The following is a 12885-nucleotide window of genomic DNA, read 5'->3' as shown; positions in this document are numbered from 1 at the left end:
TCGCCCCGACGATGCCCGCCCCCTTCATCCGCTCGCGACCCGAGGAGCAGCCGTGCCCAGAGAACAGGGACAGAAGGTCGTCGCGACCAACCGCAAGGCGCGCCACGACTACCTCATCGAGGACACCTACGAGGCGGGCCTCGTGCTCACCGGCACCGAGGTGAAGTCCCTCCGGGCCGGCCGCGCCTCGCTGGTCGACGGCTACGCCTTCGTCGACGGGGGAGAGGCGTGGCTCGACGCCGTCCACATCAACGAGTGGGCGCAGGGCACCTGGACGAACCACCCGCCGCGCCGCAAGCGGAAGCTGCTGCTGCACAAGGCGCAGATCCTCAAGATCCACAACAAGGTGAAGGAGGGCGGGTACACGCTGATCCCGCTCTCGCTGTACTTCAGCGACGGCAAGGCCAAGGTCGAGCTGGCCGTGGCCAAGGGCAAGAAGGACTACGACAAGCGCCAGGTCCTCCGAGAGCGCCAGGACCGCCGCGAGGCGGACCGTGCGATGTCGACCCGCCGCCGCCTCGGCGAGTAGGCCCCGGCGGGCACTGTCCGACGGGTGCCGCGCAAGCCTCTTCTTCGCGCCCCGTGCTTTGGGAGACTGGGGCGCGTGACCTCCCCCGAGAACAGCGCCCCCGCCGCCCTGAGCGCCGCCGACGAGAAGACGCGGTGGCGCGCCTTCGCGGTGAGCGTCGGAGTCGCGGCCATCACGATCCTCGACCTCTCGAAGGTCAACGTCGGCCTGCCGTCGATCGAGCGCTCGCTCGGAGCGGACGCGAGCCAGCTGCAGCTGATCGTCGCGGGCTACGCGCTCGCCTTCGGACTGGCGCTCGTGCCGGCCGGTCGGCTGGGCGACATCCGCTCGCGCCGCCTGCTGTTCCTCATCGGGCTGACCGCGTTCACGGTGACGAGCCTGCTCTGCGCGCTCGCGCCGTCGATCGAGCTGCTCGTCGTCGCGCGCTTCCTGCAGGGCGTCGCCGCGGGAATCCAGATGCCCCAGGTCCTCGGGCTGGTGCAGCAGATGTTCACCGGCGCCGAGCGGGCCCGGGCCTTCGGGGTCTTCGGCGCGACCATCGGCCTGTCGACCGCCTTCGGCCCGACCCTCGGCGGCCTCCTGATCGCGATCGGAGGCGAGCAGGACGGCTGGCGCCTGCTGTTCTGGATGAACATCCCGCTGGGCGTCGCCGCGCTGGTCTTCGCCTGGAAGCTCATCCCGAAGAAGCGCTCGCGGCCCGAGGGAGACCGGTCCCTCGACCCGGTCGGCCTGCTCCTGCTGGCGGTCGCGATCTTCGCGTTCATGCTGCCGTTCCTGCTGACCACGGGCTCCTCCTCGGACTCGCCCTACCGCTGGTTCTGGCTGGTGCTCGCCGCGGCCGCCGCCGCCGTCTTCGTGCGCTGGGAGGCGCACTACGCCGCGTCGGGGCGGACGCCCGTCATCGACTTCCGCATCTTCCGGACCAGCTCCTATCGCAACGGCATCCTGGTCGCGACCTCCTACTTCGCCGCGATCCCGGCGACCTTCCTCCTCACCACGCTCTTCCTCCAGCAGGGGCTCGGCCTCGAGCCGGTGTTCGCCGGCATGGTGAGCATCCCGTTCGCGCTGACCTCGGCGGTGACCGCCTGGTACGGCGGCAAGCTCGTGCAGCGCTACGGCCGCGCACTGGTGGTGCTCGGCATCGTGCTCGTGGTCATCGGCTTCACGCTCGTGCTGCTCGCCGCCGAGCTCCTCCCGGCCGAGACCGCCGCCTACGGCATGGGTGCCGCGATGCTCGTCGCCGGGGCCGGAGGCGGCTTCGTCGTGTCGCCGAACCAGACGCTCACCCTCGCCGAGATCCCGCCGGCGCAGGGCGGCGTGGCGGGCTCCGTGGGCCAGCTCGGCCAGCGCGTGGGCACCGCGGTCGGCACCGCCTGCGCCTCCGCCGTCTTCTTCGCGACCCTGGCGAGCGAGCAGGGGATGGCGGAGGGGCTGGACCGGTACCACGACGCCTTCCGCAACGGCTACTTCGTCACCCTCGGGCTGATCGCGCTCGCGCTCGTGCTGGGTCTGCTCGATCTGCGCCGCCGCCGGGTGACCGCCCGCGGAGCTGAGGTAGACTAGGACCCGTAACTCCACAGTGTGCGACGAACGACCCACTCCAGCGGCCTCCGGGCCGTCGAGTGCTCGCGGGGATGATCGGTTTCGACATTGCCTGCGAAACTGCGAGAAGCGGGTCGAGGATCCAGGGTCATCTCGTCAACGATCCCTGGAAAACACAGGTGCCGAACAGAAGCGCACCGACTTCGCTCTCGCTGCCTAAGCCAGAGTAGATAGTCCGTCAGCCCGTGGGTGCGTCCTCGCCCCGGATCCTGGCGTCATCTAGAGGACTTGCTGCGTCGTTACGCCTGAGGGCGACGCGGGACTTGCACTCGGGCTGGGCCCGTCGACCGATGCGCCGATGGTAACGGTCGGGGCCGAGCAGAACGCTCTCATCGGCTACACCCGTAGAAGGCGCAGAATCACAGCGATGGACGGGGGTTCGATTCCCCCCATCTCCACCACCGGTCGTCGTCGCACACTGGGAGCTCCGCTCCGCCGCCCTCACGACGGTCGCACGTCGAGCTGTCTGATCCGCCCGTAGAGGGTGAGCATCGCCAGCCGGTCGTCGTCGTCGTGCGCCGGGCCGGCGAGAGCCTGCGGCGGGGCCCAGTCCCGGTAGAGCATGCCGGGCGCCAGCACGGCGACGGCGGTGCCGGCCGGGTAGTGGGCGCTGCGGTCCACCGGCAGCTCGGCGAACGCATCGGGCAGGAGCCGGTGCAGCACCTCCAGCAGAGGACGGAGGCGTACTGCTCGCGCCTCGTGCACGGAGAGGGTCACGGCGTTCATCGCGGCGAGCGCGGCCACCAGGTGCTCGGCGGCGGCGTCGTCGTCGCACCGCTCGGTGACCAGCAGCGAGACCACACCGCGCGGCTTCAGCCAGCCGAGCGTGGCGGCCTCGGCGTCGCCGTCCACCGAGACGACGCGGTCGGAGGCGTGGGCGTAGTCGTGCAGGAGCCGCGACCAGACGTCGCCCGGGCCGGGCCCGTCGACCTGCGCGACCGCCTCCGCCGCGGCGAGCAGGGAGCTCTGCCGGTGGAGCCTCGGGAACAGGCTGTCCGCCGGTCCCCAGTGCTGCTCGGCCGTGCGCGAGCGCTCGGGGGGTTCCTGGTCGTGCCGGTCCTGCATGTCGACTCCTGAGCCGCCGGTCTCCGCGCCCCCTCGCGCCTGCCGTTCGTCCCTTCACCCTGCGCTCCGACGGAGCGCGTGTCAATGAGCCGAACGGGGGTCGATCGGAGCCGTGGTCAGCGAGCGGAGCCGAAGAGGCTGCCGGTGGTGGAGTCGTCGGCCGGATCGAGGACCGCGCAGACGATCGTGCGGTCTCCATGGCGCCAGCCGACCTCGGAGGGGACGAGCGAGCGGTACTCGAGGGCGGAGTCGCCGTAGGCGATCCCCATCACGGCGCCGAACTCCGGCTCGCAGCCCGCCTCGGCCTGGGCGAGCAGCGTGTTGCGGCTGGAGTAGCGGTCTCCGGGCTGCGCGAACGTGTGGAAGACCTCCAGTGCGTGCTCCTCGGCGCACGGGACGACGTCCACGTCGGCGATGCGGTCGTCGCCCGGGTCGGCCAGGCAGTCGCCGCGCCGCAGCGAGAACACGTCGGTGAGGCCGGCGGTCGCCACCGTGCCGCCCTCGTCACGCACGGCCTCCGGGCCGTCCGGCCCGACGACGGAGGAGCAGCCCGAGAGGAGCAGGAGGAGCGCCGCCGAGGCGAGCGCGGCCGTCCGGCTCCTCATCGCGGCGCCACGATCGCGAGCACCTCGTCGTGCAGCAGGCCGTTGGTGGCGACGGCGCTGCCGTGCCACGGCCCGTCCTCCCCGTCGGCGGAGGTGAAGCGGCCGCCCGCCTCCTGCACGATCGGCACCAGGGCCGCCAGGTCGTAGGGCTTCACGTCGAACTCGCCCGCACCGTCGAGGAGGCCCTCGGCGACGAGCATGTAGGGCCACGCGTCCCCGTACGCCCGGTCGCGCCAGACGGCGCCGGCGAGCTCGAGCAGCTGCGGGAGACGGCCCGCGCCCTCCCACTGCTGGATGCTGTTGTAGCTGAAGGTCGCCGAGGCGAGCGTGTCGATCCCCGAGACGCGCAGCGGTCGCGGCTCGGCCCCGGCCTCCAGCTCGACGGCCCAGGCGCCGGAGCCCTCGGCCGCCCACCAGCGCGTGCCGAGAGCGGGAGCGGAGACGACTCCGACGACGGGGACGCCGTCGACCGCGAGCGCGATCAGGGTCGCCCAGATCGGGACGCCGCGGAGGAAGTGGGCGGTGCCGTCGATCGGGTCGAGGATCCACTGCCGCGAGGCCTCGCCCGAGGTGCCGAACTCCTCGCCGAGGATCGCGTCGTCCGGACGCTCGGCGGCGAGCAGCGCGCGGATCGCCTTCTCGACGGCGCGGTCGGCGTCGGTGACCGGGGTGCGGTCGAGCTTCGTGTCCACGACGAGGTCGAGCGCGCCGAACCGCTCCCGCGAGATCGCATCGGCCGCGTCCGCCAGGCGGAGGGCGAGTCGGAGGTCGTCGTCGAAGCTCTGGTCACTGCTCTGCGGGGTCACGCGACCACGATACCGGTGGGTCCCGCGGAGCCTCCGATCGCTGCCGCGGGCTTTCCGTCGCACTCGATTTGACGAGACGGGGGGAGACGCTGGTAATGTGATCCCTCGGTTCGGCACGCACGATCAGCCGGCCGGAACGCACCTCTAGCTCAATCGGCAGAGCAACTGACTCTTAATCAGTGGGTTCTCGGTTCAAGTCCGAGGGGGTGCACCACCAGCCCCGCACCTCCTCGTGAGGTGCGGGGCTTCGTCGTTCCCGGTCCGTGTCCGTTCCCGACCTCCTCGGAGCGCCCGCGGGGGGAGCGCCGGCCCGTGCTCACTCGCTGGAGGGTGCGGCGGTCGACGGGTCGAGCAGCGGCAGGATTCCGCGGAAGCCGACGCTCGTGGAGCCGATCCCGATGTCGAGCGCGTCCGAGGCCCGGGCCTGATCGGCGGCGGCGGCGGTCAGGCTCAGGGTGATGCCCGTCCGCGTGAAGGCCCGGGCGACGGTGCTCCAGGCGGGGTCGACGTCTCCGTCCGCCGACGCCAACAGGCGCCTGAGCATCCGCACGGTGTCCGGCGCAGAATGCGGACCGACCCCCGTTCGCGTGGCAGGATCTCCGTTCGCTTCCGTTTCCCCTCCAGAAAGGACCGATGTGCCCGAAGACGTCCTCCCCGTGATCGGCTCGATCGCGCTCGCCGTGGTGATCGCGGTCGTGATCGCCGTGGTCGCGACCGCCGTCGTCGCCCTCGTGCTGCGCTCGGTCGGCAAGCGCAAGACCTGGGCGCGCCTGCTGATCCGGCGTCTGCGCATCCCGTTCCGCGTGCTGCTGATGACCATCGCGGTCTGGGCCGCGCTCGCCGCCACCGTGTCGGGCGACCCCTGGCCGGGTCTCGTGCAGCGGGTGTTCCAGATCGCCACGATCGGCGCGGCGGCGTGGGTGATCGGATCCCTGTTCGTGTTCCTCGAGGACCTGGGCGCCGAGCGCTACCGGACCGACACGGCCGACAACCGCCGGGCACGCCGCCTCCGCACGCAGATGACGATCATCCGGAGGGTCGCCGTGGCGGCCGTCGTGGTCATCGCGATCGGCGCCTCGCTGCTGACCTTCCCCGAGGCCCGTACGGCCGGTGCGAGCCTCCTGGCCTCGGCCGGCGTGCTCTCGATCGTGGCGGGCCTGGCCGCGCAGTCGAGCCTCACGAACATCTTCGCCGGGATGCAGCTCGCCTTCAGTGACGCCATCCGCCTGGACGACGTGGTGATCGTCGAGACCGAGTGGGGGCGGATCGAGGAGATCACGCTGACCTATGTCGTCGTCCACCTCTGGGACGACCGCCGCCTGGTGCTGCCCACGAACTACTTCACGACCCAGCCGTTCCAGAACTGGACCCGCACCGGGTCCGAGCTGCTCGGCGCCGTCGAGCTCGACCTGGACTGGCGGGTGAGCCCCGAGCAGATGCGCGACGAGCTGCACCGCATGCTCGAGGAGACGGACCTCTGGGACCGGCGCACCAGCGTGCTGCAGGTGACCGACGCGACGGGCGGCTTCGTCCGGATCCGGGTGCTCGTCACCGCGAAGGACGCGCCGACGCTCTTCGACCTGCGCTGCTACGTGCGCGAGCGGCTCGTCTCGTGGCTGCACGAGAACGACCCCGTCGCCCTGCCGCGTCAGCGCGTCGAGATGGAGCGGGAGCCCGCTCGCGCCGCGACCCCGCGCCGGCACGGGTCCTCCGCCCCGGACAACCTGTTCTCGGGCGACGAGCGCTCGAACGAGCGGGGGGCGATGTTCACAGGTCTCATCGACCTGCGGGACACCCCGAAGCGGGACACCCCGAAGCGGGAGCTGCCGCCGCGGGACTGACTCCTGCGAGGACGCCGCTCGCACGGCCGCGCCCGGGGTGCGCGCGGCGAGCGGCGTCCCGCAGGGCGGTCAGCGGTTCACGGAGCTCATGTCGGCGTAGCGGTCGCCGACGGGGGCCTCGAGCGCGCCGAGGACGTCGAGCTGCTCCGCGGTCAGCACGAGGGCGTCCGCGGCCGCGTTCTCCTCGATGCGCGAGACGCGCTTGGTGCCCGGGATCGGAGCGATGTCCTCGCCCTGGGCGAGCAGCCAGGCGAGCGCCACCTGCGCGGCGGTCGCGTCCGCCTCTGCCGCCACACGGTCGACGGCCTCCACGATGCGGAGGTTCGCCTCCAGCGCTCCGTCGGCGAAGCGGGGGTTGTCGCGGCGGAAGTCGTCGCTGCCCAGCTCGGCGACCGAGCGGATGCTGCCCGTGAGGAAGCCGCGGCCCAGCGGCGAGTACGGGACGAAGCCGATGCCGAGCTCGCGGAGGACCGGCAGCACCTCCGCCTCGGGGTCGCGGGTCCAGAGCGAGTACTCGGACTGCACAGCGGTGACCGGGTGCACGGCGTGAGCGCGCCGGATCGTCGCTGGCGCCGCCTCCGAGAGGCCGTAGCCGCGGAGCTTGCCCTCCTGGATCAGCTCCGCGAAGGCCCCGGCGGTCTCCTCGACCGGGACGCCCGGGTCCATGCGGTGCTGGTAGTAGAGGTCGATGCGGTCGGTGCCGAGGCGCGCGAGCGAGCCCTCGACGGCGAGCCGCAGGTTCTCCGGGGAGCCGTCGAGTCCGCGGCCCCCGTCGCCGCGGTGGCGGATCATGCCGAACTTGCTCGCCAGCACCACCTCGTCGCGGCGGCCTGCCAGCGCGCGGCCGAGCAGCTCCTCGTTGGTGTACGGGCCGTAGATCTCGGCGGTGTCGAGGAACGTGACGCCGAGCTCGAGGGCGCGGTGCACGGTGCGGATCGACTCCGCGTCGTCGGTGCCGGCGCCGGTGTAGAACGCCGACATGCCCATCGCGCCGAGCCCGAGGCGCGAGACCTCGAGGGCGGCGACGTCGGATCCGAGGGTGATCGTCTTCATCAGTGGGTGGTCCTCTCCTGGTACGCCGCGATCTTGATGTCGATCGCGGCGAGGCTGGCGTGTGTCCGGGCGAGCTGCGCCTCGACCTCCTCGCGGTGCGTCCGGAGCAGCGCGAGGCGCTCCGGCTCCGTGGCGGGCCCGATCCGGAGGAGCCGGGCGTACTCGCGGATCCGCGCGATCGGCATCCCGGTCGCGCGGAGCTTGGTGAGGAAGTCGACCCAGCCGACGTCGGCCGGCCGGTAGCGGCGGTGCTGCGACGAGGCGCGCTCGACCGGGTCGAGCATGAGCCCGGCGCGCTCGTAGTAGCGCAGGGTGTGCACGGTGAGACCGGTGACGGCGGCGACCTGCGAGATCGACAGCACCTCCGGCTCGGCCGGGGCGGCGGTGGCGGTGGACATGGCGTCAACCTACGACTTCGAGTGCGCTCGAGGTCAAGCGGGAGCGGGCGACTCAGCCGACCTCGCGGCTGAAGCCCAGGAGGGCCTCGGCGATGCGGGCGTCCGCCTCCTCGTGGCTGATGGTCGCCTCGCCGTCGCCCGCCTGCGGCCCGTACCAGCCGAAGTCGGCGTGGTTGGCGCCGTCGATCTCGACGAGGTCGGCGGAGGAGGGCAGCCGGACGCTCGCGTCGGCGACCTTCTCCGGCGTGCTGAGCCCGTCCTCCGATCCGCTGACACTGAGGACGGGGAGCCCGGAGCCCGAGAGGTCGTTCGCGCAGTAGCTGCCGAGCAGCACCAGGCCCGCCACCGCCGGGTCCTCGGCCCACTGGCAGGCCTTCACGCCGCCGAGGGAGTGGCCGCCGACGAGCCAGCGGTCGACGCCCTCGGCCTGGCTGGTGAAGGTCTCGAGCGAGCGGAGATCGAAGAAGGCCAGGTGCAGGATCGGCCGCGTGATCACGACGGTCGCCCCGGCCTCGACCAGCGGAGCCAGGGTCGCCTCGTAGGAGGAGGCGTCGACCTTCGCTCCGGGGATGAAGACCAGGCCCGTGCCGGCCAGCTCGCCGGTCGAGGTCGGCGTCATCACGAGCGCGTCGTCCGTGCGCTCGACCGCGATCGCCGGATCGGCTCGCACACGGGCGAGGGCGTTCTCGTCGGGGCCGCTGACGATCGAGCTCCAGGTGAGGAAGCCGAGGACCGCGACTCCGAGGACTCCGCCGATGCTCGCGAGAACGACGCGGCGGCGCCTCATCGGGCTGCCGCGATCGCGTCGGCCGCCTGCACCAGGGCGAGGTGGGAGAGGGCCTGGGGAGTGTTCCCCGCGTGCCGGCGGCCCTCGACGTCGTACTCCTCCGAGAGGAGGCCCACGTCGTTGCAGAGCCCGACGAGCCGGTCCATCAGGGTCCGCGCGTCGTCGATCCGGCCGGAGTCGGCGTACTGCCGGACGAGCCAGAAGGAGCAGGCGAGGAACGGGTGCTCACCGCCGGCGAGGCCGTCGACCGAGGACTCGGTCCGGTAGCGGTGCAGCAGGCCGTCCTGCAGGAGCACGCGCTCCAGCTCGGCGACGGTGCCCAGCATCCGCGGGTCGTCGGCGGGGACGAAGCCGACCATCGGCAGCACGAGGAGCGACGCGTCGACCTCGGGCGAGCCGTAGGACTGCACGAAGTGGCCGCGCTCGGCGTCGAAGCCCTGGGCCTCGATCTCGGCGCGCACCTCGTCGCGGAGGCGCTCCCAGGTCTCGACCGGACCGGGCAGGCCGTTCTCGCGAACGGCGCGGACGCCCCGATCGAGCGCGGCCCAGATCATGACCCGCGAGTGCGTGAAGTGCCGCGGCTCGCCCCGGATCTCCCAGATGCCGTTGTCCGGCCGCTGCCAGTTGGTCTCGACGAAGCCCAGGAGCGCGCGCTGGAGCGGCCAGGAGAACTCCGTCTCGTCCACTCCGGCCACGCGGGCCTCGTGCAGAGCGACCATCACCTCGCCGATCACGTCCGCCTGGTACTGGTCGACGGCGGCGTTCCCGATCCGCACGGGGGAGGCGCCGTCGTAGCCGGGCAGGCTCGGCATCTCCCGCTCCGGCAGGTCGCGCTCGCCGGCGAGGCCGTACATGATCTGCACGTCCTCCGGCGCGCCCGCGACCGCGCGGAGCAGCCAGGCCCGCCACTTCTGCGCCTCCTGCTCGAACCCGTGCGCGAGCAGGGCCTGCAGGGTGAGCGAGGCGTCGCGGAGCCAGACGTAGCGGTAGTCCCAGTTGCGGGCGCCGCCGAACTGCTCCGGGAGCGAGGTGGTCGCCGCCGCGACGATGCCGCCGGTCTCGTCGTCGGTGAGGGCGCGGAGGGTCAGCAGCGAGCGGACGACGGCGTCGCGGTGCGGCCCGTCGTAGTCGATCGCCGACGCCCACTCGGACCACCAGGAGAGCGTGCGCTCCAGCGCGCGGTCGACGTCGAGGCGCTTCGGCGCCCGCTGGTGCGAGGGGAACCACGCCATCGAGAGGTCGACGACCGCGTCCGCGTCGACGTCGAACTCCGCCGCGTGGGCGTGGTCGACGGCCTTCAACCGCACTCCGCGCACCACGACCGCGTCGGGCCCGGCGACGGCGACGAGCAGCGGATCCTCGTCCGTCCCCTCCTGCCGCACCCACGGCATGGTGCGGGCGTAGTCGAAGCGGATGCGCAGCTCCTGCCGCATCCGGACGGTCCCCGACACTCCGCGCACCCGGCGCACCAGCTCGGCGCGCTCGTCGCGCAGCGGCATCACGTCGACCACCTCGACGACGCCGGTGGGCGTCGTCCACCGGGTGACCAGCGCGAGCGTGTCGCCGAGGTAGTGGCGCTCGCTCGTCGCCTCCCCGTCCACCGGCCGGAGCGACCAGCGCCCCTGGTCGTCGCCGCCGAGGAGGGCGCCGAAGACGGAGGCGGAGTCGAAGCGCGGCAGGCACAGCCAGTCGATCCCCCCGTCGCGGGAGACGAGAGCGGCCGTGCGGCAGTCGGAGAGGACGGCGTAGTCCTCGATCGGGGAGACCATGCGGCGATCCTCTCAGGTGCGGCTGTGGCCTCCCAGTCAAGGCGGAGCGGGGCTCTTCAGCGCCGCCGTAGGGTGAGCCGCATGGCACAGACCGTCTCGACCCTGCTCATCCTCGGAGCGACGGGGGACCTGTCCTCGCGGCTCCTCCTCCCCGCCGTCGGCCAGCTGCTGACCCGCGAGACCGACCGGCGGGTCCACCTCGTCGGCGCGGGACGCGAGGACTGGACCCAGGAGCACTGGCACGAGGTGCTGACCGCCTCCTTCGCCACCGTCGAGGCGCAGGGCGAGGGCGTGGACGCGCTCACCTCCGGCACGCGCTACCAGCAGGTCGACGTCACCGATCCGGAGGCGCTCGCCGCACTGCTCGCGAGCTGCGCCGGTCCGGTGGCGGTCTACTTCGCCCTCCCGCCGGCGATCGCGGCGAAGGCCTGCGAGGCGCTCGCCGCCCACGACCTGCCGGAGGGCACCGTGCTGGCGCTGGAGAAGCCGTTCGGGACCGACGAGGCGAGCGCGCACGCCCTCAACCAGCGCCTCGCCGCGCTGGTCCCCGAGGACCGCATCCACCGCGTCGACCACTTCCTCGGCCGCGCGACCGTGATGAACGTGCTCGGCCTGCGCTTCGCCAACCGGATCCTCGAGCCGCTGTGGTCGGCCGAGCACATCGAGAGTGTCGAGATCGTCTACGACGAGCAGCTGGCCCTCGAGGGGCGGGCGAGCTACTACGACGGCGCGGGCGCGCTGACCGACATGATCCAGAGCCACCTGCTGCAGGTCCTCGCGGTGATCGCGATGGAGCCGCCGTCCTCGCTCGACGCGGCCGACCTCCGGGACGCGAAGTCGATCGTCCTGCGCGCCACCCGCCTGCACGGCGACGACCCCGCCGCGAGCTCGCGCCGCGCCCGCTACACAGCGGGGACGATCGACGGACGCGAGCTGCCCGCCTACGCGGACGAGAAGGGGGTGGACCCCGCTCGCCGGACCGAGACGCTGGCCGAGCTGGTCGTCGAGATCGACACCTGGCGCTGGGCCGGCGTGCCGTTCACCCTCCGCTCCGGCAAGGCGCTCGGGGAGCGGCGACGCGAAGTGGTCATCCGCTTCAAGCCGGTGCCGCACCTGCCCCGCGGCTTCGTGGGCACCGAGGCGCCGTCCGTGCTGCGGCTGTTCCTCGCGCCCGACCAGATGTCGCTCGAGCTGAACATCAACGGCCCCGGCGACCCGTACACGCTCGAGCGCGCCTCGCTGGAGGCGACCTTCGGCGCGGGCGAGCTGCTGGCGTACGGCGAGGTCATCTCGGGGATCCTCGACGACGACCCGTCGCTCTCGGTCCGCGGGGACGCCGCCGAGGAGTGCTGGCGCATCGTGCAGCCCGCGATCGACGCCTGGCACGCGGACCGGGTGCCGCTCGACGAGTACCCGGCGGGCAGCGAGGGACCCGGGAGCTGGCCGACGCTCTGACGGGCGGCCGGGGGAGGGGCGGCCGCGGGGGATCTCGAGACGGCGGCCGCGCCGCCTCCTCGATCAGCGGGAAGGGCGACGTCGCTCGTCGGGTCGGCCGGAGGGCGAGCCCGCCGGCCGACCGCTCGGGTCAGGAGCGGGTCGCGACGGGGGTGTCGACGGCGACGTCGGCGGGGGCCGGCTCCGCCCAGACGGCGATCGGCTTCGGCTCCCAGGTGAGGGCGGCCGGCTCCACCGGGGGAGTGGAGGCGCGCATCACGGGGATCGCCTCGGTGACCGGGGACGACGTCCGCTCGGCGCCGGCGCGGAGCTGCTCCTCCTGGATGGCGGCGGAGAGCTCGTGGGCGAGGGAGCGCGCGAGCATCCCGTGGAAGATCGGGTCGCGGTCGTCGTGGCTGCGGCGCGTGACGACCCAGGCGCCCTGGGATCCGACGAAGGCCGCGAGCCGCGCGTGGACGACGGCGAAGAGCTCGTCCTGCGTGAGGACGGGGGCCGCCTCGACGACCTCGGGGGCCGCCTTGCGACGCCTCAGACGAAACCTCATGACGAACCCCGTTTCCCGTGCCGGCAGCGACTGAGGACAGTGTCGCCGCCACCGGGTCGGGAGACCGGCTGACACGCCGCCCCGCGGGGAGGCGGCGCGTCAGGAGGGCCTAGCGGTCGCCCTTCTTGCCGCGCTCCTCCTTGACGATCTCCTTCGAGTCGTAGGACACGGAGCCCAGCGCGACGGTGACCGAGATGGCCCAGCTGACCCACTGGAGGGCCAGGCGCCAGTCGCGCGGGCCCTTGCGCGTGGTCTGCAGGATCGACCAGCCGCCGACGATCGCGCTGATGACGCTGGAGTTGAGGATGAACTTGCGCATGCGTGTGCCTCCCGTGTTCACCCCGACGCTAGCGGGTGCGAAAGCTCTCAGAGGAACGCTTGACAGCACCGAGGGGTTGTCCCGCTACGGTGGACCGCCGCCGGGACCCGAA

General features: G+C 72.6%; 14 protein-coding genes, 1 tRNA gene and 1 other RNA gene. 6 read left to right on the top strand and 10 right to left on the bottom strand.

The window, feature by feature from the left end; translation table 11 throughout:
- Positions 1-52 precede the first annotated feature (52 nt).
- The 3 genes from smpB to ssrA all read left to right on the top strand — a co-directional run bounded on the left by smpB (position 53) and on the right by ssrA (position 2532).
- Entirely contained in the window at positions 53-529 is a 477-nt protein-coding gene (gene smpB / locus C5C44_RS06890; protein WP_104223558.1) for an SsrA-binding protein SmpB, read from the top strand.
- A 75-nt stretch (positions 530-604) separates the two neighbouring features.
- A complete protein-coding gene (locus tag C5C44_RS06885; protein WP_104223557.1) occupies positions 605-2092 on the top strand; it encodes an MFS transporter in 1488 nt (495 codons plus the stop codon).
- Between the two features lie 67 nt (positions 2093-2159).
- Positions 2160-2532, top strand: a transfer-messenger RNA (tmRNA) gene (ssrA, locus tag C5C44_RS06880).
- Between the two features lie 40 nt (positions 2533-2572).
- Here the strand turns inward: ssrA and C5C44_RS06875 are convergent.
- The 3 genes from C5C44_RS06875 to C5C44_RS06865 all read right to left on the bottom strand — a co-directional run bounded on the left by C5C44_RS06875 (position 2573) and on the right by C5C44_RS06865 (position 4607).
- On the bottom strand, positions 2573-3196 hold the full coding sequence (locus tag C5C44_RS06875) for a hypothetical protein (protein ID WP_104328548.1): 624 nt from the start codon (positions 3194-3196) through the stop codon (positions 2573-2575).
- Between the two features lie 116 nt (positions 3197-3312).
- Positions 3313-3801 carry a septum formation family protein gene (locus C5C44_RS06870; RefSeq protein WP_104335578.1) on the bottom strand — a complete coding sequence of 163 codons (489 nt, stop codon included), beginning with the start codon at positions 3799-3801 and terminating at the stop codon, positions 3313-3315.
- Entirely contained in the window at positions 3798-4607 is an 810-nt protein-coding gene (locus C5C44_RS06865) for an inositol monophosphatase family protein (protein WP_104267050.1), read from the bottom strand. The genes C5C44_RS06870 and C5C44_RS06865 overlap by 4 nt, the downstream gene beginning before the upstream one ends.
- A 138-nt stretch (positions 4608-4745) precedes the next feature.
- Here C5C44_RS06865 and C5C44_RS06860 point away from each other — a divergent pair.
- Positions 4746-4821 (top strand) — tRNA-Lys (locus C5C44_RS06860).
- Positions 4822-4923: 102 nt separating this feature from the next.
- Here the strand turns inward: C5C44_RS06860 and C5C44_RS16985 are convergent.
- On the bottom strand, positions 4924-5151 hold the full coding sequence (locus tag C5C44_RS16985) for a hypothetical protein (protein WP_181132761.1): 228 nt from the start codon (positions 5149-5151) through the stop codon (positions 4924-4926).
- 91 nt (positions 5152-5242) lie between these two features.
- Between C5C44_RS16985 and C5C44_RS06855 the strand changes: the two genes are divergently transcribed.
- Entirely contained in the window at positions 5243-6448 is a 1206-nt protein-coding gene (locus C5C44_RS06855) for a mechanosensitive ion channel family protein (protein ID WP_258063236.1), read from the top strand.
- Positions 6449-6517: 69 nt separating this feature from the next.
- Here the strand turns inward: C5C44_RS06855 and C5C44_RS06850 are convergent, their stop codons facing one another.
- From C5C44_RS06850 to C5C44_RS06835, 4 genes are read right to left on the bottom strand one after another with little or no spacing between them, the layout of a single operon-like run.
- A complete protein-coding gene (locus C5C44_RS06850) occupies positions 6518-7501 on the bottom strand; it encodes an aldo/keto reductase (protein ID WP_104226238.1) in 984 nt (327 codons plus the stop codon).
- Positions 7501-7899: a MerR family transcriptional regulator gene (locus C5C44_RS06845; RefSeq protein ID WP_104223551.1), complete on the bottom strand. Its 399-nt coding sequence runs from the start codon at positions 7897-7899 to the stop codon at positions 7501-7503. The genes C5C44_RS06850 and C5C44_RS06845 overlap by 1 nt, the downstream gene beginning before the upstream one ends.
- A 52-nt stretch (positions 7900-7951) precedes the next feature.
- Positions 7952-8686 carry an alpha/beta hydrolase gene (locus tag C5C44_RS06840; protein WP_104335577.1) on the bottom strand — a complete coding sequence of 245 codons (735 nt, stop codon included), beginning with the start codon at positions 8684-8686 and terminating at the stop codon, positions 7952-7954.
- Complete coding sequence (locus C5C44_RS06835; protein ID WP_104223549.1) at positions 8683-10455, bottom strand: glycoside hydrolase family 15 protein; 1773 nt, start codon at positions 10453-10455, stop codon at positions 8683-8685. The genes C5C44_RS06840 and C5C44_RS06835 overlap by 4 nt, the downstream gene beginning before the upstream one ends.
- A gap of 81 nt (positions 10456-10536) precedes the next feature.
- On the opposite strand from C5C44_RS06835, the gene C5C44_RS06830 reads away from it, so the two are divergent.
- A complete protein-coding gene (locus C5C44_RS06830; RefSeq protein WP_181065465.1) occupies positions 10537-11910 on the top strand; it encodes a glucose-6-phosphate dehydrogenase in 1374 nt (457 codons plus the stop codon).
- 130 nt (positions 11911-12040) lie between these two features.
- Here C5C44_RS06830 and C5C44_RS06825 read toward each other — a convergent pair whose 3' ends face one another.
- Both C5C44_RS06825 and C5C44_RS06820 read right to left on the bottom strand, forming a co-directional pair.
- Entirely contained in the window at positions 12041-12454 is a 414-nt protein-coding gene (locus C5C44_RS06825; RefSeq protein WP_104335576.1) for a hypothetical protein, read from the bottom strand.
- 109 nt (positions 12455-12563) lie between these two features.
- On the bottom strand, positions 12564-12773 hold the full coding sequence (locus tag C5C44_RS06820) for a hypothetical protein (protein ID WP_104323738.1): 210 nt from the start codon (positions 12771-12773) through the stop codon (positions 12564-12566).
- Positions 12774-12885: the final 112 nt, after the last annotated feature.

Origin of the sequence: Rathayibacter sp. AY1F6 (assembly GCF_002932035.1) — a bacterium.
GTDB lineage: Bacteria > Actinomycetota > Actinomycetes > Actinomycetales > Microbacteriaceae > Rathayibacter.
This window is presented reverse-complemented; position numbering and strand designations above follow the sequence as displayed.

What these genes read in the sequence shown, in the direction of transcription:
- C5C44_RS06875 (WP_104328548.1), bottom strand. Translation starts at nt 3,196, where the DNA reads ATGCAGGACCGGCACGACCAGGAACCCCCCGAGCGCTCGCGCACGGCC.
- C5C44_RS06870 (WP_104335578.1), bottom strand. Translation starts at nt 3,801, where the DNA reads ATGAGGAGCCGGACGGCCGCGCTCGCCTCGGCGGCGCTCCTCCTGCTC.
- C5C44_RS16985 (WP_181132761.1), bottom strand. Translation starts at nt 5,151, where the DNA reads ATGCTCAGGCGCCTGTTGGCGTCGGCGGACGGAGACGTCGACCCCGCC.
- C5C44_RS06850 (WP_104226238.1), bottom strand. Translation starts at nt 7,501, where the DNA reads ATGAAGACGATCACCCTCGGATCCGACGTCGCCGCCCTCGAGGTCTCG.
- C5C44_RS06845 (WP_104223551.1), bottom strand. Translation starts at nt 7,899, where the DNA reads ATGTCCACCGCCACCGCCGCCCCGGCCGAGCCGGAGGTGCTGTCGATC.
- C5C44_RS06840 (WP_104335577.1), bottom strand. Translation starts at nt 8,686, where the DNA reads ATGAGGCGCCGCCGCGTCGTTCTCGCGAGCATCGGCGGAGTCCTCGGA.
- C5C44_RS06835 (WP_104223549.1), bottom strand. Translation starts at nt 10,455, where the DNA reads ATGGTCTCCCCGATCGAGGACTACGCCGTCCTCTCCGACTGCCGCACG.
- C5C44_RS06830 (WP_181065465.1), top strand. Translation starts at nt 10,537, where the DNA reads ATGGCACAGACCGTCTCGACCCTGCTCATCCTCGGAGCGACGGGGGAC.
- C5C44_RS06825 (WP_104335576.1), bottom strand. Translation starts at nt 12,454, where the DNA reads ATGAGGTTTCGTCTGAGGCGTCGCAAGGCGGCCCCCGAGGTCGTCGAG.
- C5C44_RS06820 (WP_104323738.1), bottom strand. Translation starts at nt 12,773, where the DNA reads ATGCGCAAGTTCATCCTCAACTCCAGCGTCATCAGCGCGATCGTCGGC.